At 69.1% G+C, this 25459-nt stretch carries 26 protein-coding genes; 11 read left to right on the top strand and 15 right to left on the bottom strand.

Going from position 1 to position 25459, the window contains the following annotated elements; translation table 11 throughout:
• Both ACLJRL_RS16215 and ACLJRL_RS16220 read left to right on the top strand, forming a co-directional pair.
• Nucleotides 1-1539, top strand: coding sequence for an AMP-binding protein (locus ACLJRL_RS16215; protein WP_410656995.1), 1539 nt, complete (start codon nt 1-3; stop codon nt 1537-1539).
• A gap of 683 nt (nt 1540-2222) precedes the next feature.
• Nucleotides 2223-3992, top strand: a complete 1770-nt coding sequence (locus tag ACLJRL_RS16220) for a hypothetical protein (protein ID WP_410656996.1) — start codon at nt 2223-2225, stop codon at nt 3990-3992.
• Between the two features lie 80 nt (nt 3993-4072).
• On the opposite strand, the gene ACLJRL_RS16225 is transcribed toward ACLJRL_RS16220, so the two are convergent.
• On the bottom strand, nt 4073-4774 hold the full coding sequence (locus ACLJRL_RS16225) for an LLM class flavin-dependent oxidoreductase (protein ID WP_410656997.1): 702 nt from the start codon (nt 4772-4774) through the stop codon (nt 4073-4075).
• Between the two features lie 535 nt (nt 4775-5309).
• Between ACLJRL_RS16225 and ACLJRL_RS16230 the strand changes: the two genes are divergently transcribed.
• Entirely contained in the window at nt 5310-6407 is a 1098-nt protein-coding gene (locus ACLJRL_RS16230; RefSeq protein WP_410656998.1) for a S1 family peptidase, read from the top strand.
• A 45-nt stretch (nt 6408-6452) separates the two neighbouring features.
• Here the strand turns inward: ACLJRL_RS16230 and ACLJRL_RS16235 are convergent, their stop codons facing one another.
• The 5 genes from ACLJRL_RS16235 to ACLJRL_RS16255 form a co-directional block, all read right to left on the bottom strand.
• Complete coding sequence (locus tag ACLJRL_RS16235) at nt 6453-6848, bottom strand: hypothetical protein (RefSeq protein WP_410656999.1); 396 nt, start codon at nt 6846-6848, stop codon at nt 6453-6455.
• 107 nt (nt 6849-6955) lie between these two features.
• On the bottom strand, nt 6956-8062 hold the full coding sequence (locus ACLJRL_RS16240) for a VanZ family protein (protein WP_410657000.1): 1107 nt from the start codon (nt 8060-8062) through the stop codon (nt 6956-6958).
• Nucleotides 8055-8417, bottom strand: a complete 363-nt coding sequence (locus ACLJRL_RS16245; RefSeq protein WP_410657001.1) for a hypothetical protein — start codon at nt 8415-8417, stop codon at nt 8055-8057. The genes ACLJRL_RS16240 and ACLJRL_RS16245 overlap by 8 nt, the downstream gene beginning before the upstream one ends.
• Nucleotides 8418-8464: 47 nt before the next feature.
• A complete protein-coding gene (locus tag ACLJRL_RS16250; protein ID WP_410657002.1) occupies nt 8465-8632 on the bottom strand; it encodes a hypothetical protein in 168 nt (55 codons plus the stop codon).
• Nucleotides 8633-8782: 150 nt separating this feature from the next.
• Nucleotides 8783-9682, bottom strand: a complete 900-nt coding sequence (locus tag ACLJRL_RS16255) for a MurR/RpiR family transcriptional regulator (RefSeq protein WP_410657003.1) — start codon at nt 9680-9682, stop codon at nt 8783-8785.
• Nucleotides 9683-9818: 136 nt separating this feature from the next.
• Between ACLJRL_RS16255 and ACLJRL_RS16260 the strand changes: the two genes are divergently transcribed.
• Genes ACLJRL_RS16260 through ACLJRL_RS16270 form a run of 3 tightly spaced genes read left to right on the top strand, consistent with a single transcriptional unit; the run spans nt 9819 to nt 12858 of the window.
• Nucleotides 9819-11210 carry an MFS transporter gene (locus tag ACLJRL_RS16260; RefSeq protein ID WP_410657004.1) on the top strand — a complete coding sequence of 464 codons (1392 nt, stop codon included), beginning with the start codon at nt 9819-9821 and terminating at the stop codon, nt 11208-11210.
• Nucleotides 11207-11653 (top strand): GAF domain-containing protein, encoded by a 447-nt coding sequence (locus ACLJRL_RS16265; protein ID WP_410657005.1) that lies wholly within the window; start codon nt 11207-11209, stop codon nt 11651-11653. The genes ACLJRL_RS16260 and ACLJRL_RS16265 overlap by 4 nt, the downstream gene beginning before the upstream one ends.
• Nucleotides 11650-12858, top strand: a complete 1209-nt coding sequence (locus tag ACLJRL_RS16270; protein ID WP_410657006.1) for an amidohydrolase family protein — start codon at nt 11650-11652, stop codon at nt 12856-12858. The genes ACLJRL_RS16265 and ACLJRL_RS16270 overlap by 4 nt, the downstream gene beginning before the upstream one ends.
• A 75-nt stretch (nt 12859-12933) precedes the next feature.
• On the opposite strand, the gene ACLJRL_RS16275 is transcribed toward ACLJRL_RS16270, so the two are convergent.
• The 6 genes from ACLJRL_RS16275 to ACLJRL_RS16300 form a co-directional block, all read right to left on the bottom strand.
• Entirely contained in the window at nt 12934-13935 is a 1002-nt protein-coding gene (locus ACLJRL_RS16275) for a proline racemase family protein (RefSeq protein WP_410657007.1), read from the bottom strand.
• Nucleotides 13936-14847 (bottom strand): dihydrodipicolinate synthase family protein, encoded by a 912-nt coding sequence (locus tag ACLJRL_RS16280; protein ID WP_410657008.1) that lies wholly within the window; start codon nt 14845-14847, stop codon nt 13936-13938. It abuts the gene before it with no gap.
• Nucleotides 14844-16232 (bottom strand): NAD(P)/FAD-dependent oxidoreductase, encoded by a 1389-nt coding sequence (locus ACLJRL_RS16285; protein ID WP_410657009.1) that lies wholly within the window; start codon nt 16230-16232, stop codon nt 14844-14846. Before ACLJRL_RS16285 ends, ACLJRL_RS16280 begins: the two co-directional genes overlap by 4 nt.
• Nucleotides 16229-16537 (bottom strand): (2Fe-2S)-binding protein, encoded by a 309-nt coding sequence (locus ACLJRL_RS16290; protein WP_410657010.1) that lies wholly within the window; start codon nt 16535-16537, stop codon nt 16229-16231. The genes ACLJRL_RS16285 and ACLJRL_RS16290 overlap by 4 nt, the downstream gene beginning before the upstream one ends.
• Nucleotides 16534-17712, bottom strand: coding sequence for an NAD(P)/FAD-dependent oxidoreductase (locus tag ACLJRL_RS16295; protein WP_410657011.1), 1179 nt, complete (start codon nt 17710-17712; stop codon nt 16534-16536). The genes ACLJRL_RS16290 and ACLJRL_RS16295 overlap by 4 nt, the downstream gene beginning before the upstream one ends.
• A gap of 78 nt (nt 17713-17790) precedes the next feature.
• Entirely contained in the window at nt 17791-18390 is a 600-nt protein-coding gene (locus tag ACLJRL_RS16300) for a helix-turn-helix domain-containing protein (RefSeq protein WP_410657012.1), read from the bottom strand.
• A gap of 152 nt (nt 18391-18542) precedes the next feature.
• On the opposite strand from ACLJRL_RS16300, the gene ACLJRL_RS16305 reads away from it, so the two are divergent.
• Nucleotides 18543-18959: a hypothetical protein gene (locus tag ACLJRL_RS16305; RefSeq protein WP_410657013.1), complete on the top strand. Its 417-nt coding sequence runs from the start codon at nt 18543-18545 to the stop codon at nt 18957-18959.
• 44 nt (nt 18960-19003) lie between these two features.
• On the opposite strand, the gene ACLJRL_RS16310 is transcribed toward ACLJRL_RS16305, so the two are convergent.
• On the bottom strand, nt 19004-20419 hold the full coding sequence (locus tag ACLJRL_RS16310) for an aminopeptidase P family protein (RefSeq protein ID WP_410657014.1): 1416 nt from the start codon (nt 20417-20419) through the stop codon (nt 19004-19006).
• A gap of 90 nt (nt 20420-20509) precedes the next feature.
• Here ACLJRL_RS16310 and ACLJRL_RS16315 point away from each other — a divergent pair, with 90 nt between their 5' ends.
• A complete protein-coding gene (locus tag ACLJRL_RS16315) occupies nt 20510-21496 on the top strand; it encodes a LysR family transcriptional regulator (RefSeq protein WP_410657015.1) in 987 nt (328 codons plus the stop codon).
• 8 nt (nt 21497-21504) lie between these two features.
• On the opposite strand, the gene ACLJRL_RS16320 is transcribed toward ACLJRL_RS16315, so the two are convergent.
• The gene (locus tag ACLJRL_RS16320) at nt 21505-23295 is read right to left on the bottom strand and encodes an FtsK/SpoIIIE domain-containing protein (protein ID WP_410657016.1); all 1791 of its coding nucleotides are present in this window, start codon (nt 23293-23295) and stop codon (nt 21505-21507) included.
• Nucleotides 23296-23415: 120 nt separating this feature from the next.
• On the opposite strand from ACLJRL_RS16320, the gene ACLJRL_RS16325 reads away from it, so the two are divergent.
• A complete protein-coding gene (locus ACLJRL_RS16325; RefSeq protein WP_410657017.1) occupies nt 23416-23766 on the top strand; it encodes a hypothetical protein in 351 nt (116 codons plus the stop codon).
• 416 nt (nt 23767-24182) lie between these two features.
• Nucleotides 24183-24395: a hypothetical protein gene (locus tag ACLJRL_RS16330; protein WP_410657018.1), complete on the top strand. Its 213-nt coding sequence runs from the start codon at nt 24183-24185 to the stop codon at nt 24393-24395.
• On the opposite strand, the gene ACLJRL_RS16335 is transcribed toward ACLJRL_RS16330, so the two are convergent.
• Nucleotides 24367-24957: a carboxymuconolactone decarboxylase family protein gene (locus ACLJRL_RS16335; protein WP_410657019.1), complete on the bottom strand. Its 591-nt coding sequence runs from the start codon at nt 24955-24957 to the stop codon at nt 24367-24369. The genes ACLJRL_RS16330 and ACLJRL_RS16335 overlap by 29 nt on opposite strands.
• A 96-nt stretch (nt 24958-25053) precedes the next feature.
• Here ACLJRL_RS16335 and ACLJRL_RS16340 point away from each other — a divergent pair, with 96 nt between their 5' ends.
• The gene (locus ACLJRL_RS16340) at nt 25054-25392 is read left to right on the top strand and encodes a winged helix-turn-helix transcriptional regulator (protein WP_410657020.1); all 339 of its coding nucleotides are present in this window, start codon (nt 25054-25056) and stop codon (nt 25390-25392) included.
• Nucleotides 25393-25459 lie beyond the last annotated feature (67 nt).

Below are 25459 nucleotides of genomic sequence, written 5' to 3' on the forward strand. Positions count from 1 at the left end.
GTGCGATTGACCGACTACCTCGACAAAGGCGCTTCACTCGACCCGGCGGCACCGTGCCTGAGCATGGGCGGCGAGTCGCTGAGCTACCGCGCCGTCCAGGACCTGTCCTGGCAGGTGGGACGAGCGCTGGCCCGGTCCGGTGTCCGGCCGGGCGACAAGGTCGCGATCCTTTCGGGGAACGATCCCCTGTCGTTCGGCTGCGTGTTCGGCATCGGCCGGGCCGGCGCCGTGTGGTGCCCGGTCAACCCGCGCAACGAGGCGGCCGAGAACAGCGAACTCCTCGACCTGTTCGACTGCACCTGTCTTCTGGTGCAGGAGTCCTTCGCACCGCTCGTCGCCCGGATACTGCCCCAGTTGCCCAAGCTGACCACCGTCGTCTGCCTGGACGGCTCGATGCCCGGCGCCGTCACCTTTTCCGAGTGGCTCGACGGCGCCGGCGTCGAGCCGTGGCAGGCGGAACCGCCGGACGACATGGTCATGCTCGTCGGCACCGGCGGCACCACCGGCCATCCCAAGGCGGTGATGCTCAGCGGCAGGAACGTCGAGACGATGTCGGCGCTCACCCTGATGAGCTACCCGTTCGCCGGACGGCCGCGCTACCTGGCGCTCGCGCCGCTGACCCATGCCGCGGGGGTGCTCTGCTTCCCGGTGCTGACGCTCGGCGGGGAGATCGTGGTCATGCCGTCCCCGGATCTCGGCGAGTTCCTCGCCCTGGTGGAACGCCGCGGCATCACGCACACCTTCCTGCCACCGACACTCATCTATCTCCTGCTCGACAACCCGGCGCTGGCGGACAGAGATCTGTCGTCGCTGCAGTGCCTTTGGTACGGCGCCGCGCCGATGTCGGCCACCAAACTCGCCGAGGCGATCACGCGCATCGGGCCGGTCTTCGGACAGCTCTTCGGGCAGAGCGAGGCTCCGATGATGGTCTCCACCCTCGCCCCCGCCGACCACGTCCACACCGACGGTTCCCTTGCCCGGGAACGGTTCACCTCCGCCGGCAGGCCGACACCGCTGACCCAGGTCGCCATCATGTCCGACTCGGGCGACCTGCTCCCGCCCGGTGAACGCGGCGAGATCGTCGTCCGCGGCTCCTTGGTGATGCTGGGCTACTACAAAAATCCCGGCGCGACGGCCGAGGCGAGCGCGCACGGCTGGCATCACACGGGCGACATCGGCTACCTCGACAAGGACGACTACCTCTACATCGTCGACCGCGCCAAGGACATGATCATCACCGGCGGCTTCAACGTCTATTCGGCCGAGGTCGAGCAGGCGCTGATGACCCATCCCGCGGTGCGGGACTGCGCCGTGATCGGCCTGCCCCACGACAAATGGGGTGAGCAGATCACCGCGGTCGTCCAGCTCCACACCGACAAGACCACCGTGGCCGACGAGCTCCGCGCGGCCGTCAAGCAACGGCTGGGCAGCGTCAAGACCCCCAAGGAGATCCTGATCTGGCCGGATCTGCCGCGGTCGACGGTCGGCAAGGTGCTCAAGACCGAGATCCGGGCACGTCTGGTCGGAGAGAACGGCTAGGTCGCCAGCTGAATCCGGCCGCGGGGCGTGTCGTCCCTCCAGTCACACGTGTCGTCCGCCCGAGCACACCTGTCGTCCGTCCAGTCACGCGAGACCGCCACCTGCCCACGGGCAACCAGCTAGGACGGACTCGCGAGTGGCGATTCGGGTTAAGGCGGACCTTCATTTATGTGCCTACGTGTGAGCTGGGTGACTCTCCGGAACCGAGGGGTGTGTGGAAATAGGGACGCTCAATCCCTATTTCCACACAGTCCCGTGCCTCGGCCCACACGACCCGATCCCGACCCAGGACGGATGCGGGCGTGAGGTCGCCTTCCGCACCGCACGAGGACCTGTCCCGATGGGTAGGCAAATCAAGGCCCACCAGAACCCGAATCACACGCTGGCGGACGCTGATCTGAAACAGGAGCCTCCGGTTGCGTTACCCCGAACGGGCGTACCCATCCGGAGGTTCCTGCCGCTCCGCGGAGCCCGCTGACCAGAACATCGGCCCTGGTTCCGGGCGTCACCATCCTGCGCCGTAAAATCCCACTTCTGGGTGAACAGCTCGCGGCACAACTCGTGATATCGGCTCATCGACCGAGGGCAACGGTGCTCCACGAACGAGTCAGTGCCGGGCCCGAACGAGTGGTCCACGCGGCACATTAAAAGCATTTCGACCTCGGATGTGGGGGATTTTCCAAGTGAGCACCGTCGAATTGACCGATCCGCCGCCGGCGGCGGAGTCGGATCCAGGCCGCGACCGGCCGACCGGCGCCAGACCGGCGCCCTCGCGCCGCGGTTTCCCGCCGTTCGCCGGCGCCATCGCCTCCGTCCTCACCGGCACCGTGCTGATCGCCATCCACGCGACCTTCTACGGCAACTGGATGATCGACGACGCGGCCATCACGTTCGCCTATTCCCGCAACCTCGCCGACGGTTTCGGACCGGTGCTGCAGCCGGGTGTGGAACCCGTCGAGGGCTTCTCGAACCCGGTCTGGATGGTGCTGCTGGCGCTGGGCAAGCTGGTCGGCCTGTTCGACCACGGCACGATCTTCGGCGTCCCCGACTACATCCTGTTCCCCAAGGGCCTGGCGCTGCTGTGCTGCGCCGGCATCCTGGCGCTGGTGTACGTCGCCGCGAAGCGCGTGACACCGCGCCCGGCCCTGGTCACCCTGGTCGCCGGTGCCGCGCTCGCGGCCAACTCGTCGTTCGTCATCTGGTGCTTCTCCGGCCTGGAGAACTCGGTCTACGCCCTCATGGTCACCGCGCTCGCCGTGGTCACCCTCTGTGGCGTGAATTCCGGCACGCTGCTGACCGCGAAGGTCGCGGTGTCGACCGGAGCGCTCGCCGCCTTCGCCGGGCTGAGCCGCCCTGACGGCGTCATCTACGCCGCCGCGTTCCCGCTCGTGGTCGCGCTGTTCACCCGTCGCGGCGGTATCTCCCCCGCGATCCGGGCCGTGCTGCTGTCCGCGGCGGGGTTCCTGGTCCCCTTCGGCGGCTACCTGCTGTTCCGCTGGATCGAGTACGGGCGCCTGCTGCCCAACACCGCGATCGCCAAGGCACAGCCGCTCCCGACCATCGACGACATCGCCAAGGCCGGGACGGTCCTGCAGTACGCGGGCTGGCTGCTGGTCGCGGTCGCGATCGTCTGTCTCGCGCAGGTGATGCAGAAGCCGTCGAAGCTCCGCGCCGCGATGGTCGCGCTGGTGGTCCCGTTCGGCCTGTCGGTGGTCGCCTTCTGCATCCTTCAGTCCGACTGGATGGGGCAGCTGCGGTTCGCCACGCCGATCTGGGCGCTCGGCACGCTCGGCGGTGCGATCGTGGTCGTCGAGACCGTCCGCAAGGCCCGGATCCGCGGCCGGGTCCTCCTGGTGGTCACGCTCGTCATCGCGACCGTGTCGTCGGTCAGCGGGTTCTACGACCAGGGCAAGAGCTACCGCGCCGTCCCGAAGACGCCGTTCTGCAGCGTGGTCGAGCGCGACGCACGGGTCACCAACGGCGCGGCCGACCTGCTCAAGCTGCCCGACTCCGCCAAGATCGGCCTGATCGACCTCGGCGGGATGTCGCTGGTCAGCAGGCTCCAGGTGGTCGACCTCGCCGGTCTCGCCGACCGCGTCATCGCCGACTACCTCCACACCGCGGACTTCGCGGGTGAGCGCGACTATGTCTTCAACCAGGTCCGGCCGGAACTGATCTCCTTGATCGGCACTTGGGACACCACGCTCGGCTTCGCCCAAGACCCGCGCTTCGGCCAGGAGTACGAGGTGCTCTACCGCAGCCCCCGCAACCCGGCCGCGTTCGGCGATGTCGGGGTGTGGGTGCGCAAGGACCTCGTACGCGACCCCGCACTGCTCGCCCAGGCGCAGAACTACGTGACCACGGAGACCCAGAAGGTCGTCGCCGAGAACGCGATCGCGCACCTTCGCACCTGTGGGGACGTCCTGCGCCCGGGCCAGACGCCCACTCGGTGATCCCGTTGCGGTAGACCGCACTATCGGAAGGCCTCTTTCTCCCGCGGGGGAAAGAGGCCTTCCGCGTTCCGGCGGGCGCCTCAGCTCAGCTCCGGGATCAGTTCCCCGATCAGGCGGATGCTCTTCAAGACCTTGTCGTGCGGGATGCCACCGATCTGCTGCAGGCACATCATCCGGTCGATCCCCAGTTCCGAGTACGCCCGCAGTTTCTTGCGGCAGGTTTCCGGGCTGCCCACGATCAGCGAATCCTGCGCGCTGAGGATCGTGAAGATCTCTTCGTCCGGTACCGATTCGCCCTGAAGGATCCGGGCGATCAGCAGATTCGCCTCCGTCGGCGCGTTCCGCGCTTCACCGCGCAGGAAGTCGCCGGTGAGCCCGCCGCCGTCCGGTGCGGCCACGAGTTCCTCCTCCTCGTCGGTGTCCGCGCAGTGGACGAAGGTGAAGAACCCGACCTGGTCGTTGACGAAAGCGCCGACCGGGTCGGTGCACTGCCCGGCCGCCGCCTGGTAGAGGTCGATGACCCTGCCCGCCCGCTCGAGCGATTCCCACATCGTCGTGCCCAGCACACCGACCCCGCAACGGCCCGCCTCCTCGAACGACGCGGGACTCGCCGCCGCCTGCCACAGTGGCGGATGCGGCCGCTGGAGCGGTTTCGGCGAGATCGGGACGTCGTCGACGCGGTAGGCGTCGCTCTCGTAGGAGAAGCGTTCGGACGTCCACATCCGAGGCACCATTTCGAACGCCTGCTGCGTCTGGGCGCGGGCGTCATCCGGCTGGTGCACTGTGACAGTGCCGCCTCGACCTGCCACCAGCACCCGTAACCGAGTTCGTCGGCGAGTACGGCCTGTTCGATTGCTTGAGTGAACCTGAGTTGTTCGTGCCCTTCGGGCCACGGCCGGGGGTTCTGGATCTCGTTGAACAAGTCGCACATTCGGCGCAACGGAATCGGTGAACGACCCCGCACACCGCCGAACCGGAAGAGACCCTTTCGTCATCACCGCGGGCGAATGGGTTGGGGTGGGCCACCATCAGGTGATGCCTGTCTTCACGCCGCGAGCGGACCTTTTCCCGAATGCCGCACGGGCATCGCGGATTGTCGAGCATCCGTCGATGAATCGGGGACGTCAATTCACGCATGATCCACTCACAAGAGTGAGTAACGTCGCGAAATAGCCGATCCATTGAGCCGGAAAGGGGAATCGTCAGCGCTACTCAAATGGCGGCATTCGACCGGTACGGCGTTGTCGTAACGTCGATTCAGGAGTTTCGTCTCCAGGGCTCACCCCGCTACGAATTTCGTAATCCATGGAGGTTTTCGTGATCCGACGTCCTCTGCGCACCCTGATCGCCCTGACCGGTGCCGCGGCCGCTGTCACCGCTTTCGCGACCCCTGCGAGTGCGGCACCACCCGCCTTGAACGAAGCCGCGGGCCCTGCCGCACTCGCCGCCGCGGAGCAGAAGATCGGCACTTCTCTCGGAGCCGCGTTCGCCCATTCCTGGCTGGACATCACGACCGGCGAATGGGTCGTCGGTACCACCGACGCGAGCCGCTCGGCCCAGATCCGGGCGGCCGGCGCGGTTCCGAAGACACTGCGGCACAGCGCCGCCGACCTGAAGAGGTTCCAGTCCACATTGGACGCGAGATCGCCCGGCGTACCCGCCACGGTCGCCGGCTGGTACGTCGACGCCCCGGCCAACGAGGTCGTGGTGAGCGTGGTCGGCGGCGACGCCGCCGGCCAGGCCTGGGCCACTTCCGCCGGGGTCCCTGTGCGGGTGGAGCGGGTGGCGGCCGCACCACGGCCGCTGTGGGACGTGATCGGCGGGCAAGGTCTCTACTTCAACGGCGGGGCCTGCTCGGTCGGGTTCAACGCCTACAACGACAACGATGACCGTTTCGTGATCACCGCCGGCCACTGCACCGAACTCGGCGGCACGGTGCACGGCGTCGACGGCACGATCGGCAAGGTGGCGAAATCCTCCTTCCCCACCAACGACTACGGCACCGTCAAGGTGACCCAGGGGGACGTCTCCACCCCGCCCCGGGTCGACCGGTACGAGGACGGTTCGGACGTGCGGGTCGACGGCACGGACGTCGTCGGGGTCGGCGGCCGGATCTGCCGGTCCGGGATCACCACCCAGTGGCAGTGCGGCCGGGTGGAAGCGCTGGACCAGACCGTGAACTACGGCAACGGGAACATCGTCAAGGGCCTCACCCAGACCGACGCCTGCGCGGAGCCCGGCGACTCCGGCGGTTCGTTCGTCAGCCGTCCTTCTTCGGGTTCCGGTACGAAACTGGTGCAGGCGCAGGGCATGACCTCGGGCGGGTCCGGTGACTGCGACGAAGGCGGCACCACCTTCTTCCAGCCGGTCAGGGAGGTGCTCAACCGCTACGACCTCACCCTCGAAACGAACTGATCTCCCCGGGGACGTCCGGATTCCGTGATCCGGACGTCCTCGCCCTCAGGCCAGCGCCGCAGGCCGGTCGAGGAACTCGGTGACGCCTTCGGCCAGGTTCCGGGCTTCGCGGATCAGGCCTTCGATCTCGGTCCAGCGGCGATGGACCCGCTCCTGGTCGGCGACCAGGGTGCCGGACACCATGCTCAGGAACAGATTCGTGTCCGCCGCGACTTCCGCCAGGCGCAGGAAGGGACGGTGGTCGGCTTCGGCGCCGGCTCCGTGCACGGCCGCCCATTCGCGGGCCCGCATTCCGGCGTCGTGGCACGAATCGACGAGGAAGCCCCGGATCTCTTCCGCTCGGTTTTCCGGACGCTCCGGGGGTTTGCCCAGCAACGGGAAAATGTTCCAGGCCACCGACAGCAAGCAGTCGGCCACGTCGTCCATCGACTCGACTTCCACCGCGAGGAGTGTTCCGGCCCGCCTCCGGAGACCGGCGGAATGACGCGCGCAAGCGCCAGATCGTGTGTTGAATCGACCCCATCGGGTGATGCCGCCCTCGTCCGGATCTACTGGCCGTCGGGCGACTCTGAACCTTCTGAGTCGTCGATCGTCCGGACGTCCACGATATGCAGACCGGCGACGAGCCCGGACAGTCCTTTGTGGCCTTGAGGACGGAACGCGAGGATCCCGCTGGCGAAGAAGAGCAGGTTCGCCAGCGGCTCGAATCCGCTGTTGACCGCGGAAGCCAAGGTGAGCAACAAGAAGTAGCCGCCGGAACCGGCGAGGAACCGCAGCACCATCCGCCACACGGCGGGTTCGCCTCCGTCCGGCCCGGCGGGGCGCAGCAACACGACCCGCTGTCCGAAGCTGGCGCCGTTGCCCGCCAGGGGAATGACGAAGAGCAGGAGCACGGCCGGCAGCAGAGTGCTGATCAGGGCCGAGACCACGGGGTTCGGTTCGCCGGCCAGCAAGGTCGTCGCGACCCCGACGGTCGTGCCGAGCAGCACCACGGAAAGAAGGTCGACGGCCATCCCGAGCAGCCGACGGCGAGCGGTGACCGGCCGGGGATGCCCCGGCGGTGCGGACGGCGCCTTTCCAGGCATCAGCCGCAACAAGGGGGCGAGGCCGAAGCCGACCGCCGCACCGATCGTGTTCGTCAGCAGGTCATCGACGTCGGCCAACCGGTACGGGCACTCGAACAGGAACCAGACGCCGGTGAGCTGAGTGCACTCGATGAACAGCGAGACCGCGAAACCGAGGACCACGGTACTCACGAAGCTTCGGCGGAAGAGGTGCCGGAGGAACATTCCCAGCGGCACGAACAGCGCGACGTTGAACACCGACTGCTGGACCGCCGGATTGCGGAGGAACGCCCGCAGCCCGGAACCGGTCTGTTCATGGCGGACGTCGGCGATGAATTGAAACGGGCGCAGTTGCAGGTGACTCGCCGCGTGTTCGGCGCACCACGCCGCCGTCGTCCGAGGGACGGGCAGCAACGTGTAGGTCCACAAGGACATGGCGTAGACCAGGAAGGCGAAGACCAGCAGCGTCCGCCACAAGCCGACCTCGCCGCGACGCCGGTAGCTGCCCGCGATGTACGGGACGGCCAGCAAGGCGGCGAGGGCGAAGCCCGCGAACACCGCGATGATCGCGGACACGGTGGGATCACTCACGCGCGGACGCTAACAACGGTCGTCCGGGTGCACCGGCGGAGTCACCTGGCCGGGTGACGCAGGCAGTCGGCGCCAGCACACGCTGGCGCGCCAGGGCGGCGATGGCGAAGGTCAGGTGGACGACGACCCAGTTGCGATCTTCGCGGTGGACACGTTGCAGGAGATCGAGGGTGGCGTCGCCAGGACTGCGGCCTTGACGGCAGGCGTCGATGAAAGCCTGGGTCAGTTCGTCGATGTTTCCCCGGAACTCCGCGAAGGCATCGCCAGGGGTGGTGTCAAAGCAAAGATCCACGGTCACGTCACTCAGCGTTTCATGACGCGACTCAAAGTTACCAATCGGCGAGCGGGGAATCACTCACGTGAGGTAGTCCCACGCCTCGCATGTGCTCTGCGTCACTCGATTTACGCGGAGGCGAGCCTGCTGAGGACCGCGCGTTCGCTCCGCACGGTCGTCTTGACCCGGCGGGCGACCGGGAAGCGCTGGTCGAGATCGAGCAGCAGCGGGGTCACCGCCATCAGCGCCAGAAGAGCGAGCCCTGCGTAAGCACCCACGGTCGCGATGATCGACATTTCGGCCTCCTCGATTCCTGCGCCGCTTTCTTGCGGCCTGGAACCAGAATCGCCGATCACCGGGGTCCGGCGGATCGGTCATCCGGCGGGTACACCTCGACCGGTCGGCCTTTTCGGCACCGTCCGTTCGGCCGACCCCGGCCGGGTCGTTCAGTCTCCGGACGCGGCCGGGCGCTTGCCCGCGGGACGGCGGTGCAGCAGATCGAACCGGGACCACATGGCCTCGGCCGCTTCGATGGATTCGCTGGTACGAGCGGGATCGACGGCGGCGAGCTGGGCGACGATGGCCTGCACCAGAGCCATCCCGGCGGTCAGCGACGGGAAGAAGGTCACGCCTTCGGCCGGCACCATCAGCACCTGTTCGACCGCGCTCGCCAGCGCGGGACTGGCCGCGTCCGTGATCGCGAACGCGCGCGCCCCCCTGGCCTTGGCCTCGTTCGCGGCGAGCACGGTGCTTTCGTACAGCCGCCAGAAACTGATCGCGATGAGCACGTCGTCGGCCGTGAGTTTCGCGGTGGCGTTGGCGAGTTCGGCGTCACCGGCCGTCACCGCGTGGACGTCGTATCCGGCGAGCCGGGCGTTGTGCGCGAAGGCGATCCCGACGGCCGCGTAGCTACCGTCGGCGATCACCAGGGTGCGTCGCGCGGAAGCGACGGCGTGGGCGACGTTGCGGATCTCGTCCTCGGCGAACCGCCGGTTGAGCAGAGCGAGACTGTCCAGATCGCGGCGCAGCGACGCCGAGCCCGGCGAGTCGACGTCGCGGTGTTCCTCGGCGACCTGGGGCGCGCTCAGCGAGGACATGTACCGCGCCCGCAGTTCCTGTTGCAGCGCGGGCCATCCGGCGAAACCCAGCGCCTGCGCGGTGCGGGTGACGGTGGCGATGTTGACCCCGGCCAGCTGCGCGAGCTCGGCCGTCGAACCGAACGAAGCCCGGCGCGGCTGGGAGACCAGCACCTCGAGCACGGCGGCCGACTTCGGACGCAGCCCTCGCTCCGGCGTCCGATCCCGAAGCCACGCCTCGAAACCGTCGTCGATCCCCGTCTCTGCCACGCACACCCTCCCTCGATCGCGCCACGGTAACGCATCGTGCCCACGAGACCACTTGCAACAAGTATTGCAGTTTTCTTAAAACGCAGTATACGTTGTCCGCACTCCTCGTCGCCCTGATCCACGGAAGGCGTTCCCCATGACGCTGCTGGCACGACTGGACCGGCTCCCCCTGAGCCGTCCCCACTACTTTCTGCTGCTCATCGGCGGTCTCGGTTACACCTTCGACGGGATGGACTCCGCGGTCGTCGCGTTCCTCCTGCCCAGCGCGAAAGCGGTCTGGGGATTGGACAACGGGCAGCTCGGGCTGATCGGCTCGGCGACGCCGTTCGGCTTCCTGTTCGGCGCGATCGCCGCGGGCCTGCTGGGCGACCGCATCGGGCGCAAGAAGGTCATGATGTACGCGCTGGCCTTCTACGCGGTGTTCTCGGTGATCGCGGCCTTCTCCCCGAACTACGAGGTCTTCCTGGGCGCGCGGGTGCTGGCCGGAGCGGGCGCGGGCGCCGAAAGCGCCATCATCGCGCCGTTCCTGTCCGAGTTCGTCCCCGCCAAACGCCGCGGCTGGTTCGTCGGCGCGCTCGCCGGGTTCTTCTCGTTCGGCTTCGTCGCCGCCGCGCTGATCGGGCGGTTCGTCGTCCCGACCGTGCCGGAAGGCTGGCGGGTCGCCCAGCTGATCACCGCGCTGCCGATCGTCATGTTGCTGTGGTGGCGCCGTTCACTGCCGGAGTCGCCTCGTTTCCTGGTCGCGAACAACCGCCATGACGAAGCCGAGAAGATCGTCGCGAAGCTCGAACGAGACGTCGAAAAGGCCACAGGACGACCACTTCCCCCCGTGCCCGCCACCGATGCCCAGCCCGCGACGGAAACCCCGAAGGTCAACCTCGTCAGCGCGCTGAAGTTCCTGTGGAGCCCCGCGATGGCGCGCCGGACGGCGGTGATCTGGACCGTCTGGTTCGTGATCACGTTCTCCTACTACGGTTTCTTCTCCTGGATCCCGACGCTGCTCGTCGAGCGGGGCATCACGGTGACCAAGAGCTTCGAATTCTCGATCATCATCTACCTCGCCCAGATTCCCGGGTACTTCTCCGCCGCGTGGCTCTCGGAGCGGCTCGACCGCAAGCACACCATCGCCCTCTACCTGTCGGGGTCGGCGGTCAGCGCGTTCTGGCTGAGCCAGATGGACGCGCCGTGGTCGATCACGCTGGCCGGGGCGGTGCTGTCGTTCTTCCTCAACGGCACCTACGCCGGCGTGTACTCCTACACCCCCGAGGTGTTCCCGACCTGGATCCGCGCCAGCGGGACCGGGCTGTCCAGCGCGTTCGGCAGGGTGGGCAGCATCCTGGCGCCGACGATCATCGGTCTTTCCGCGGCGAGCCTCGGCTTCGGCGGCGTCTTCGGCATGACCACCGCGGTTCTGGCGATCGGAGTGGTGGTCGTGGTCGTGTTCGGCCTGTCCACCGCCGGCCGATCCCTGGAAGAGCTCACCGAGCACGGCGCCCCCGTGACGACCGCGAAGGAGATGACGAAGTGACCGTTTCACTGTCCACTGTGGAGGACAAGACCCGCGCCACGATCGGCGTGCGACTGTTCACCGTGCTGGCCTGGGTGCCCGAAAGGCAGGCCTTGCGGCGGGTGCACAGCAGCCATCCGCGGGAGTATCCGGTGGGCGGCGAGAAGACCGTCGAGGTCGCGGCGGGCTGGCTGGCCCGGTGCATCACCGCGCAGGAGCCCTACCTCGGGCCGGACAGCGCGGCGGTGCGGGAGATCTTCGCCGACCACGAACTGATCGCCGGGCTCGGTTGCGGCGCGGTGATCAACGTGCCGGTGGTGGCCGACGGCCGGACGCTCGGCGTCCTCAACATCCTGGACGCGGAAGGCAGCTACGACGACGATTCCGTCGAGGCCGCCCGGAATCTGGCACCGTTGGCCGTCCCGGCCCTGCTTGACCTCATGAAGGAGACCGAGAACCGGTGAACGGATCCCTGCTGCTGCGCAACGCTCGTCTGCTCGACCCGCTCACGGGTGAGTACACCGAGGGAGACCTGCGGTGCGAAAACGGCCGTATCGTCGAAACCGGGCCGGGTCTCACCGCCGCCGACGTGCGGACCGAGGACCTGCGGGGCGCCGTCGTCCTGCCCGGCCTGGTCGACGCCCACGTGCACGTGACGGCGTCGACCGCGGATCTGGGGTCGCTCCCCTCGTCGTCACCGTCCTATGTGGCCGCGCACGCCGCCCGGACCATGAGCAGCATGCTGGACCGCGGCTTCACCACGGTCCGCGACGCCTCAGGCGCCGACTACGGCCTCGCCGACGCCCAGGCCGAAGGGCTGTTCCGCGGCCCGCGGCTGCTGTTCTGCGGACGCGCGCTGAGCCAGACGGGCGGGCACGGCGACAGCCGGACCCGTGGTGCCAACGCCCGTGACGATCATCCGTGCTGCGCGGGACTCGGGCGCGTGGCCGACGGCGTGGACGGGGTCCGCGCGGCGGCACGCGACGAACTCCGCAAGGGGGCCCACCACATCAAGGTGATGGCCTCGGGCGGCGTCGCCTCCCCCACCGACCGCATCGACTCGACGCAGTACTCCGCCGATGAACTCCGCGCGATCGTCGAGGAGGCGGAAGCGGCGAACCGTTACGTCGCCGCGCACGCGTACACCGCCCGTGCGGTGAACCGCGCGCTGGAACTGGGTGTCCGGTCCATCGAGCACGGCAACCTGCTCGACGACCTCAGCGTCGACTTGTTCCGCCGCCACGACGCCTACCTCGTGCCCACTTTGGTGACCTACTGGGCGCTGAAAGAAGAGGGACGTGAGCACGGCCTGCCGGAGTCGAGCTGGCGGAAGGTCGACGACGTCCTCGGCGCGGGTATGGCCGCGCTGGACCGCGCCGCCCGCGGTGGGGTGAAGCTGGTCTATGGCAGCGACCTTCTCGGCGGTATGCACCGGCACCAGAACCACGAGTTCCGGCTGCGCGGCGAGGTCCAGCCCGCGCTCGACGTCCTCCGGTCGGCGACGTCGACCGCGGCGGACCTGCTGAACCTGACCGGAGAGATCGGCACGCTGGCGCCGGGCGCGCACGCCGACCTGCTCGTCGTCGACCGGGATCCGCTGGAGGACATCGGCGTTCTGGCCGAGCCGAAGCACTTCCGGCACATCGTGCAGGGCGGCACCGTCCTCTAGAACTCGCGCCATTAGTCCTCTACTTGCGATGGTTGCGTGCGCAAGTACCGCGACTAGAGGACTAATGGCGGCTTTCTAGAGGACGAACCCCGCGGGGAACGGATCGTCCGGGTCGAGCAGATAGGTGGCGTTGCCGGTGATCCAGGCCCGCCCGGAGAACTCCGGCACCACGGCGGGAACACCGCCGACGGTGGTCTCGGCGACCAGTTCACCGGTGAAGGTGGTGCCGATGAACGAACTGTTCCGGAACGGTGTGTGCAACGGCAGCTCACCGCGGGCGTGCAGCTGCGCCATCCGGGCCGAAGTGCCGGTGCCGCAGGGCGACCGGTCGAACCAGCCCGGGTGGATGACCATGGCGTTCCGCGACACGCGGGCGTCCGACCCCGGGGCGAGGAACTGGACGTGCTTGCATCCGCCGATCAGCGGATCGGCCGGATGCTTCGGCGGACGCTGCTCGTTGATCGCCGCCATGATGTCCAGCCCTGCCGCCAGGATCCGGTCCTTCTCGGCTCGTTCGAACGGGATGTCCACTTGGGACAGTTCGAGAATGGCGTAGAAGTTGCCGCCATAGGCCAGGTCGTAGCGCACCCCACCGAGGCCGGGTACCTCGACTTCGGCATCCCGCTCGGCGAGGAACGACGCGACGTTGCGGAGCTTGACCCGTTCGGCGCGGCCGTCCCGGACGTCGACTTCGGCGTGCACGAGCCCGGCCGGGGTGTCCAGGCGCACCACGGTCTTCGGCTCGGTGACCTCGACCATGCCGGTCTCCACCAGCACCGTCGCCACGCCGATCGTGCCGTGCCCGCACATCGGCAGGCACCCGGACACCTCGATGTACACCACGCCCCAGTCGGCGTCCGGACGGCACGGCGGCTGCAGGATCGCCCCGCTCATCGCGGAATGGCCGCGCGGCTCGTCCATCAGGAAATGCCGCAGATGGTCCAGGTGCTCCATGAAGTACCGGCGGCGCTCGGCCATGGTGTCGCCCGGAATGGCACCGATCCCGCCGGTCACCACCCGGGTCGGCATGCCTTCGGTGTGCGAGTCGACGGCGGTGATCGACCGGTTGGAGCGCATCTACTCGATCCCCAGTGAAGCCAGCGCGCGGCCCATGTCGGCGCGGACCTGCTCGCGGTGCTCGTCCGTCAGCGGTCCCCGCGGCGGACGGCACGGCCCGCCGTAGCGGCCGACGAGATCCATCCCGAGCTTGATGGCCTGGACGAACTCGACGCGCGAGTCCCAGCGGAACGCCGCCACCAGGGGCTCGTACAGTGCCCTGGCCTCCGCGAGCCTGCCGGACGTCGCCAGTTCGAACAGGCGCACGGATTCGGCCGGGAACACGTTGGGGAAGCCCGCGAACCAGCCTGTCGCGCCCATCAGCAGGCTTTCCAGCACGACGTCGTCGGCGCCGCTGATCACGTCGAGGCCCGGGGCGCTCTCACGGATCTCCAGCACCCGGCGGACGTCACCGGAGAACTCCTTGACCGCCACCACGTTGTCGATCTGCGCGATCTCGGCCAGCAGCGCCGGGGTGAGATCGACCTTGGTGTCGATGGGGTTGTTGTAGACCATCACCGGCAGCCCGACCGAGGCCACGGCCTCGAAGTGGGCGAGCACCTCGCCGCGGTTGGCGCGATACATCGTCGGCGGCAGGCAGAGCAGGCCGTCCGCGCCGTCCTCGGCCGCCATCTCCGCCCAGTGTTTCGCCTGGTGCGAACCGGGTCCGTGCACTCCGACGACGACGATCCCGTCCTTGCCGACGGTCTCGATCGCGGTGCGCGCGGCGCGGCGGCGCTCGTCGTCGGTGAGCGAGGAGTACTCGCCGAGGGAGCCGTTGGGCCCGACGCCCCGGCAGCCGTTGTCGATCAGCCAGCGGCAGTGCGCGGCGTAGGCGTCGTAGTCCACGGCCAGGCCGGCGGGTGCCGACTCGTCCGGCCGGTACGGCAGTGCGGTCGCGACGACGACGCCACCGAGATCGGGGGTGCTCATGCAGGTGTCTCCTTCGGTTCGGTTCTCGCCGGGGTGGCGAGCTCGCCCAGCCGGATCGGCTGGGCGATCGGGCGGTGGTGCCGTTCGACGCCACCGAGGAGTTCGCTGACGGTCGGGCCGCAGATCCGGCCCTGGCAAGGGCCGAGCCCGGCGCGGGTGCCGAGTTTCAGCGCGTGCGAACCCGGGCGGGCCGGATCATCGGCCGCGCGGGTGAGTTCGCCGTAGGTGGTTTCCTCGCAGCGGCAGACGATCGTGTCGTCGCGCAGCCAGGTGGGCCAGGCTTCGCCGATCGGATGAGCGGTGGCGAGCCGTTCGGCGAAGGTCCGGGCCCGATCACGTGCGCGGAGCAGAGAGCGGTCCGGATTCCCGCCCGCGGCAACGCATCCGGCCACCGCGCCCTCGGCGGCGGCGGTGATCGCGCCGCCGATCCCGGTGATCTCGCCGGCGGCCAGGACACCGTCCACTGTGGTGCGTTGCTCGCCGTCGACCCGGACGAAACCGTCGTCGAGGACGCAGCCCGCGGCGACGGCCAGTTCGGGTTGCGGGACGAAACCGTGCCCGACGCAGACCGCGTCGACCTCGTAGGTCCGCTCGGTACCGGAAATGACCGACCAGTCCGGCCGCACCTTGGCGGTGACGACCTCGCGCACGCTGTCGGCACCGCGCGCCTCGATGACGGCCCGGCCGAGCCGGTACGGGACACGGTGGCGGGCCAACGTGACGGCGTAGCGGGCCAGTTCGCCCGCCTTGCCCGCGTGGGCGGCCAGCCGCCACGGCCGGGCCGACCATCCTTTTCGGACTGTCCTCAAGGGATTCGCTTCCAGTACGGCGACCACCTCGGCGCCCGCACCCAGCAACGATTCCGCGACCGGTAACAGGAACGGACCGGCCCCGGCGACGAGCACGCGCCTTCCGATCGCGACCCGCTCCCCCTTGGCCAGCGCCTGCGCCGCACCCGCCGTGTACACCCCGGGCAGTTCCCAGCCGGGAAACGGCAGCGTCCGGTCGTGCGCTCCGGTCGCCAGGAGCAGCGCGTCCGGTTCGAGCGTGAGCCGCTCTCGTCCGCTGCCGTCGACCTGTCCTCGCAGCAGGTGCAGGCGAGGGTTCCCGCTTTCGGTGCGATCCAAGGCCCAGACGGTCGTGCCGGGCCACCACCGGCAACGCGGATGCGCCAGCACGCGACGGCGCCTGTCGAACTCGGCCCAGCCGTGCTGGACGCGGTCCGGATGCCGCGCCGCGTAAGCCTCCGGCAGCATCCGGTGGTACTGCCCGCCGGGAGCGTCCGCCTGGTCCAGCACGGTGACGCGGGCACCCGCTCGCAACGCCTGCTCGGCCGCCGCGAGCCCGGCGGGCCCCGCGCCGACGATCACCACGTGTTCGCTCATGCGCCCTCCTCCCGGGACTGCGTACGGATTTCGTCGCCGTCGGCCGCGGGACGGCGGCACGCACGGACGTCGGGTACGTCGTTGACGGTGAGCAGGCAGTCGAAACACGCGCCGATACCGCAGAAGACGCCGCGGGGCGCACCGGAACGCGTGGTACGCCAAGAAGACCGTCCGGCGGCGAGTAGCACGCCCGCCACGCTCTGGCCCGCGATCCCGGACAGCGATTCGCCGTCGACGGTGATCCGGATCGGCCGGTCGGTGCGGCCCACCGGGTCCCGGTCGCGGGGCAGCAGCCGCCCGCTCACGCGGCCACCCCGGCCAGTACCGCCGGACGGGCAGGAGTGAACTCTTCGACCGGCATCGCGGGCGTGGTGCCGGTCAGCAGTTCGCGCAGCAGCTGGGCGGTGCCCACGCTCAAGCCGATACCGGCGCCCTCGTGTCCGGTGGCGTGCCACAGGTTCTCCAGCCGCGGATCCTCACCGAGCACCGGGAGGTGATCGTCCACATAGGGCCGGAAGCCGCCGTAGGCCCGCATGATCGCGGCGTCGGCGAGCGCCGGGAACAACCGGACCGCCTTGACCGCGATGGCGCTCAGCACGTCGGGGCGGATCGAGTCGTCGAACTCCACCCGGCGGCGGGAGGAGCCGATCAGCACGGTTCCACCCCAGGTCGACTCGACGACGGCGGAAGTCTGCAGGTCACCCGAATCGGCACCGACGGCGCCGACGTAATCGGCGTCGTAGACCTTGTGCCGGACGACGCCGGGCATCGGGGTGGTCACCAGTACCTCGCCCCGGCGGGGCCGGACCGCGATCTTGGCACCGAGGCGCCCGGAGACCTGCCCGGCCCACGGACCCGCGGCGTTGATGACGACGTCGGCGTCGATCACCTCGCCGGGTACGCGGACGCCGGTGATCCGGCCACTGTGGACGACCGCGCCGACGACCTCGGTGTCGGCGCACAGGCGAGCGCCGTGGCGCAGCGCGGAACCCAGCAGCGCCAGCGCCGCTCCGGCAGGCTGCACCTGCGCGTCTTCGGGGTAGCGGAAGGCGGCCGTCACCTCGCGGGTCAGCGCGGGCTCGGCGGTCGCGAGTTCCTTGAGCGACAACGGTTCCGCGCGGACTCCGGCACCGGTCTGCCGCTCGGCGAACGCGGTGAGCGCGCGGGCGCCGTCTTCGGTCGTGGCGACCACGATGCCGCCCTTGGGGTCGTACTCGATCGCCGACGCGGCGCGCGCGTCCTCGTCCGCGATCTCCGCGACCACTCGCGGCCACAGCCGCACCGAAAGGCGGGCGAGTTCGAGTTCGGCGCCCGGCCCTTTGTCCGAGACGAGGACGTTGCCCTCACCGTGCGAGGTGGTTCCCCCGGCGGGACGGCCACGGTCCACGACCACGACGTCGAAGCCGGCTCGGCTCAGCTCCCGGGCGCACGCGGCGCCGATGATGCCTGCGCCGAGTACGACCACGCGCGTTCGGTTCATCGGCCCTCCAGCGTTCGGTAAAGCGAACGATCGGAGGGTAGATTCCCTCCACGAAGGGTGTCAATACCTAGCGCGCTGTCAGCCCTTCAGGACGGGATGCGGTCTGCCGTCGAGCCGCTCGTCCGCGCGATACTGCAGCAGCAGGACGGAGTGCACCGGCGCGTCGATCGCGGTGTAGCAATGCGATTCCCGCGCATCGAAGGCCACATAGTCACCGGGGCCGACATCGACGGTCCGGCCCGCCACCTCGACTCGCAGCGACCCGGTCTGCACGATGGTGTGCTCGACGCCGACATGCCCCTGCGAACGCTGCGGCGCGTCACCGCGGACGACCTGGTCGTACACCTCGAAGACGCCGTCACCGGTCTCGATCCGGCGCAGGGGGCGCAGGTCGACGCCTTCGCCGCGGAGGACCTCGACGTCGGCGCCGCGCACCACGGTGAGCGCGCCGCCCGCCCGGTGATCGAGCAGGTCGGAGATGGCCACCTCCAGCACCCGGGACAGGCTGAACACGGTCTCGATGGTCGGATTGCCGCCGCCCGACTCCAGTTGCGACAGCGTGGCCTTGCCGATGCCCGAGCGGCGGGACAGCTCCGACAGCGAAATCCCCCTCGCCGCCCTGGCCGCGCGCAGGTTGACCGCCAGCATGTCCCGGATCGAGGGCGTCTCGTCCTCCACCGTTTCTCCCCTGTCGTTCGTCAAACCGTACGATCGGTGGGCGAATCGTTCGCTTTGCCGATCAAGTTCGCGGACATCATGACACGCCTCTTCCCGGGGAGGGCATAGCCGCGGCCGATGGGGCGACGCGATGGTGAGCGGTCCGCGCCGCGATGAAACTCCTTCACCAACCGGTCTTCCTCGGCAACACGATGCCCGATTCGAAGCACCTCGTGCTCCACGAAGCCGGGCACTGGCTGCAGTGGCAGCTCTACGGGCGTGACTTTCCCGAGGTCGACCGCTGCAACCCGCACTACGTCGAGAAGAGCAGCTCCGAATCGTGCGCGTGGACCGAGGGCTTCGCCGACGCCGTCGCCGCCTATGCCCTCGGCGATTACCGCTACGTGTACGAGGACCTGTGGGCGGCTCGCGGTCCGGACGGCGGGAACTGGAACCGCACGATCGCGCTGATGACCCGGGACTTCAGCCAGGACTTCCGCGAGTACTTCACCGAGGACCGGCCCGCCGCGGGCCTGTCCACCGCCGGTGCGGCCGAGCGGATCCTCACCGAGCACACGACTTCCTACTGAAGCGGACCACCGGAGGGCCGGGCCTGACCCGGCCCTCCGGTGGTTCACCCCCTGGCCACCCGGACCCAGGCGGTGACCTCGTCGGCGGTCGACGGGAACGCGGCGGACAGCAGATCGTGTCCCGCCCCGGTCACCACGACGTTGTCCTCGATCCGGATGCCGAGGCCGCGCAGTTCCGGAGGCACGGTGGTGTCGCCCGCGTGGAAGTAGAGACCGGGCTCCACGGCCAGAGCCATGCCCTCGACCAGGCTGCCCTCCCGGTAGGTGGAGGGGTGCGCGGCCGCGCAGTCGTGCACGTCCAGGCCGAGGAAATGGCCGGTCCCGCAGACGATGTACCGCCGATGCTGCTGGCCGTCCGGCGACAGCGCTTCGTCCACCGACACCGGAAGCAGGCCCCAGTCGTGCAAGCCCGTCGCGAGCACCCGCAACGCCGTCGCCTGGAACGCGCCGTAGTCCTGGCCGGGCCGGACCTCGGCCAGCGCCGCGACGTGCGCCTTGTGCACCAGGTCGTAGACGTCGCGCTGTGCCTTGGTGAACTCCCCGCCGACCGGGAAGGTGCGGGTGATGTCGGCCGTGTACAGGGAATCCAGCTCGACGCCGGCGTCGAGCAGCAGCAGGCTGTCTTCGGTCACCGGACCGTCGCAACGCGTCCAGTGCAGGATCGGCGCGTGCGGCCCGGCCGCGACGATGGAGGTGTACCCCGGGCCGGTGCCCTCGGTGCGGGCCCGCCGGTCGAAAGTACCCTGCAACCAGCGTTCCCCACCGCCGCGCACCGCCTCCGGCAACGCGGCCAGCACGTCGGCGAACCCGCGTGCGGTGGCGTCGACGGCGGCGCGCAACTGGCCGATCTCCCAGTCGTCCTTGATCCGGCGCAGTTCCGCGAGGACCGTCCGCAGCCGTTCACTGTGGCCGTGACCGAACGCGTCGAGCACGGGGTCGACACCGGCACCGACCAGCACGCCGGGGTTCCGGCCGCGCAGCCCGTGCGGCAGGTCTTCGAGCGGACGGCAGTCGATGCCGAACGCGTCCGCGTAGGACGCCGGCCCCGCGGCGGACCCGACCCACAACGGGCTGGTGTCCGCGTCGCCCACGAAGTCGGGCTCGTCCGGCGCGGCCGGGCGCGGGACGTAGAGGGTGGCGTGGTGGCCGTCGCCCGCCGGGGTCAGCACGAGGATCGCGCCTTCCCGCTGGCAGCCGGTGAGCCACACGAAGTCGCTGTCCGCCCGGAAGCCGTGGAAGGTGTCGTTGGACCGCACCACGGCGCGGCCCGCCGCGAGCGCGATCCGCTGTCCGGGCAGTTCCGCGGACAGCCTGCCGCGATGGGCGGCGGCGGCCTCGGCGGTACCCGGTGGTACCTCCACCACGTCGTCGGCGGGCTCCCAGCCCTCGCGGATCCAGTTCCGGAATCCCTTGGCGGCCAAAAGCGCGCGCAGATCCGGCCGGGTTCGATCGCCGGTCATCGGCTCCCCTTTCACGTTGTCGAAGTCCTAGGCGCACCCTCACACCGCGAAGGTCCCGGTCGTAATGACCGGCGGCGATAGACTCCGCCTATGGCCCTGGAGATCCGGCACCTGCGGGCGATCTGCGCCATCGCCGAAGCGGGCAGCCTCTCGCAGGCCGCCGCCGCGCTGGGCATGTCGCAGCCCTCACTGACGTCGTTGCTGCAGCGGCTCGAACGGCAGATCGGCGCGCCGCTGTTCGTCCGCAGCCACACCGGCGTGACCCCGACCCCGGTCGGCGAGCAGACGCTGCGGCGGGCACTGACACTGCTCGTCGAGTTCGACCGCTTCGAAAGCGACCTGCTCGGCGCGATCGGCGACGGCCCGCTCCGGCTCGGTTCGTCCCAAATGGACTGTCTGCCCACCTTCGTCGAACGGCTGGACGACGCCTTGCCGGGCCTCGACGTGACCGTCCATGTGGAACCGTCCAGTTCGGTGCTGGCGCAGGCCTTGGCCCGCGCGACACTCGACATCGCCGTCATCGCGATGTCGGACGACCAGGAGGTGCCGCTGGCGAAGCACCTGGGGCACCGGGTGCTGTTCTCGTGGCTGCCCGTCTTCGTCGGGCTTCCCGCCCGGCACCGGCTCGCGGACTCCTTCGAGGTCGACCTGGCCGAGCTGGCGGACGAGGCCTGGATCGGCCCGCCCGGCCCCGAAGACGGCTCGCTCACGTCGCTGCGCGCGGCGACGCATCGCGCCGGCTTCACCCCGCGGATCCGCTTCGAGTGCCCCAACGGCGGCGGGCGGCACCTGATCGCCGCGGGGCAGGCGGTGCAGCTGGTGGAGCCGACCGCGCCCGAATTGCCCGGCATGGTCGTCCGGCCGCTGAAGGACGACCCCATGCGGATGCGGCTCGTGCTGGCGTGGCGCAAGGAGCGGCTGACGTGGGATCAGACGGAGAACGTCTACCGGGCGGTGATGACGTCGTACACGCGGCACGCGATGGCGTCGACACCGTTCCGGACCTGGTGGGAGCGGCGACGGGATTCGCGGTCGCCGGACGGGTTGATCGACTTCTTCCGGACGGCCGGCGCCTGACCCCCTGATCAGCCTTCCGGAGCGAGCCAAGCGATCTGGAGAAGCCCCTCACCGCCGCGGCCGGACCTGGTGGCCCGTCCCGGGAGCAGACCCGCTGGGGCGACGTCGCCGACGAGAGAGCCTTCGGCGGGATCGCCGTTCCCGACGAGCCCGGGTGTCCCCAGGGAGCGGAGCGCGTCGAGTACCTGGTCCCCGTTCGTACCACCCGCTCCCTTGGTGTCGCGCGCGACGACCAGGTGCAGCCCCACATCCTTGGCCAACGGCAGGAACTCTCGCAGCGGATCGAGCGGGTTGGTCCCGCGATGACGGAGAATCTGGTAGTCGTCGATGACGACGTACACCTCCGGCCCTGTCCACCAGCTGCGATCTCTCAGCTGCTCCAGGGAAACGTCCTTGCCCGGAAGCCGTTTGCGCAGCGAACTCTCCACGTCGGCCATGACCGCCACCAGCTGCTCTGACGAGACGACATAGCTGAGCAAGTGCGGGGTATCGCTCAGTTCGAGCATCGTGCGCTTGAAGTCGACGAGAATGATCGCCGCTTCCTTCGGCGTGTGGCGATCGGTGATGCCGCGGACGACGGCACGCAAGAGATTCGTCTTGCCGGACCCGGCACCCAGAAACGCCATGAAATGGGAATCGGCCGAGAAGTCCAGGCTCACGGGCTGGTGCTCTTCAGCGTCCAATCCGACCGGAATCCGTTCAGTCCCGGCCTCCACGAGATCCCGGTACGGCAGCTCCAGCGGCAGAGACCGCATTTTGGTGCGCGCCGCGACGGGCAGCTGTTCGAAGGGCACCCCCTCCGGCTCTTTGCCGGTGTCGAAGACGGACGACGCGAACCGGCACTGCGCGGCGAACACGGCGTACTCGAATCGGGGTCCTTCCGCGAACCTCGCCGACTCGAAGAGCGCGGCACCGGTGAACACCGTGGAATCGAACACCGCCGCCGCGCCGAACGAGGCTCGCGAAAAGTCGGAGGCGCCGCCGAACGTCGCCGATGCGAAGCTCGCGTCGCCGACGCACGTCATGCCCGCGAACCGCGCCTCACCGGTGAAGGTGGTGGTGGCGAACGTGGCCGATCGGACCCGGCAGTCGCGCAGGTCGAAATCGAGCAGGCTGGCCCCGGAAAGGTCGATGTCCGTGTCGGGCCAGTACTTCCCGTCCGCGGTGTCGGGCCGCAGGTGCGCCGCGAGGATCGCCTGCGCCGCCCGGCGAACCCGGCGTTCCTGTTCGCGAGTGCGGTCCGCCGCCAGGTCGTCCGTCAGTCCGGTGAACATCCGCAGGTAGGCGCACACCACGTTGACGATGGTCTGGCGCTGGTCGGTGTTTCCCTGTCCCAGCCGTTCCAGCGCGTACAAACCACCCAGCTGCACCGGAGGCTTGTCCGAGCCGAGTTGCTCGACCGCTTTCGTGTAAGACTCGGTGACGCGGCGTTCGGTGGCGTCCTGCTTCGCATCATCGGCGACCCGTTCCTGGAGGACGTGCGTCCTGGCGACGGCCTCTTGGTCGAGTTCCTTCTGTTTCAACGCGATTTCCGCGCTGCGTTGCCGCCGGGCGGCGAGAAGCAGGGCCGCCGCGCCGCCCGTGCCGACGATGATGGTCCCGGCGGTCTTGATCGCTTCGAGCTGGTTCCGCTGCTGGGCGTCTCCCTTGCCGTACGCGAACAGCAGCCAGACAGCGACGCCGATGCCGACGAGCACGATCACCGCCGCGGCGGCCCAGATCGCTTTCGGCGACAACACCGTGTAACGCACCGTGTCACGTTCGGCGCGCAGCACCGGACGCTCCCCCTTGCTCCCCATGCCGCCCGCACGCCCCCGTCGATGTCGATCCGATCGAGGGGCCAGTATCGCAGCCGCGAAGTGGAAGACACATCTCCACTTCGCGGTTAGGCTCGTTCTCAAGACGACGAGGAGATCACCGTGGGCTTTTCAGGACCGCTCCCCCAGGCCGCCGTCAAGCGGGTCAACGCCTGCGTCGGCAAGGCCCGGCAGTCTCCGCGCTGGGGACATCTGGTCCGGCGGCGGCTCACCGTCGTGACCTACACCGGACGGCGCTCCGGCCGCACGTTCAGCATTCCCGTCGCTTACCGGCGCACGGGCGACGTCGTGACCATCGGCGTTCAGATGCCCGACGCGAAGTCGTGGTGGCGCAACTTCTCCGGCGACGGCGGGCCGATCAGCCTCGAGGTGGACGACGTCGAGCGCTCCGGTCATGCCGTGGCCCGGCGGGACGAGAAGGGCCGCGTCACGGTCACCGTGCACCTGACCTGACACCTGTGGGTGGCCACAACCAGAGGACTAAACGCGGACGACCTCCGCCATCCCAGGCCGCGGTTACGCGTGACCGCAGGGACGGCACGCGTGTCCAGACAGACGGACGGCGAGCGTGTCCCGACGGACGGCACGAGGCTGAATCCGGCCGCGGGGTGTGTCGTCCATCCAGTCACACGCGTCGTCCGTCCCATCACGCGAAACCGCCACCTGCCGACAGGAACCACACAGACTCGTGAGTGATTTGGGTCGTTCTAACGACCCGAATCACTCACGAGTCCCGATCCACCGGATGAGCCGTGATCTCGCCTGACAGCCTTCGGCCCGGCGTCAGGAAACCACCGCTTTCGAACACGCTGTAACCCCATCCGGGGTCGCCGCGATGGAACCCCGGTACCGGGAAACGGAGGCGGGAGATGATGACGCAACGGCTGTGGCTGGGACTGGCGGTCGTCTACACCTGCACCGCCGCGATCCAGCTCTACCTCACCGCCAGCACCGGCGCCGTCTGGGCCGGGACCCTCACCGCGATCGGCTTCCTGGCGGCACTTCTCTGCGTCTTCGCCGCCTGGAAGGCTTCCAAGCGGCGAAGGGACGAGGTCAGCGAGATCGATTCGCACGGATCGTAGGATCCGCGGGTCCGGGATACGGAGCGGCCCACGGCTCGTTCTCGAGGAGCACACCGTTGGCGACGTAGGCGATCGTCCGGTACCAGCCCGCGAGAACGAGGAACTCCAGGAGCTGTCCGGTCGAGTAGTGCTCGGCGAGTTCGGCCCAGCCTTGGCCGGAAAGTGTTGCCGTGTCGTGCAGTTCGTCGACGGCGTGGATCAGCGCGCGCTGCCTCGCCGACCAAGCCGGATGAGCGGAGTCGCCGGTCACGGTCGCTTCGAGCTGTTCCCGCGTCAACCCGACGAGGGGACCGAACGCCTCGGCGTGGACGCCCCATTCGTAGCGGCAGCCGCACCGCGCGGTCACCCGGGCGATGACGATTTCCCGGTCGAGCGCGGGCAGTTCGCCGTGTGCCAGCAAACCCGCGCCCAGGACCCGCATCCGTGAGGCCAGTTCCGGATGGTGGTGCAAGACCCGGAACAGAGCGAGCGGTTCGTGCGCGACACCGGGCGGCATCCACTTGTGGAGCGCCTTTTCGACGTCGGCGTCGTACGGCGGGGCGAGCGGTGCGATACGAGACATGGCCACCTCAATCAGAACCATTCGAGTGCTTCTTTTTTCGAACCACGTGTCTGGTGGCTACCATGCTGCTTCGAAACCAGAAGCGCAAGGGGTGTCATGCCAGACGAACCGATCCCGCTCCCCGGGCTGCCCGTCCGCGGCTCCGAAACCGGCCGCCCCCTCATGGCCGCCCTCGACCTGCTCGGCCGCCGGTGGACGCTGCGGGTGATCTGGGAGCTACGCCAGGGGCAGGTCGGCTTCCGCGAACTCCAGCGGCGCTGCGAGCGCATGTCGTCGAGCGTGCTCGCCACCCGGCTCGGCGAACTCACCGAGGCCCGGATCGTCGAGACCGGCCAAGACGGCTACCGCCTCACCCCGCTCGGTGAACAACTCCTCCAGGCGTTGCACCCCTTGGAAAAGTGGGGGTTCACGTGGCAGCAGGCACTGCGCGAATGACGCCGCTGGCGTATCGTTACCCCCACGTGAGGTTGAGACCTGCAGCCCCGCGCGAACGACCCGCATG

The sequence above is a fragment of the Amycolatopsis sp. lyj-112 genome, from assembly GCF_046549055.1.
GTDB lineage: Bacteria > Actinomycetota > Actinomycetes > Mycobacteriales > Pseudonocardiaceae > Amycolatopsis.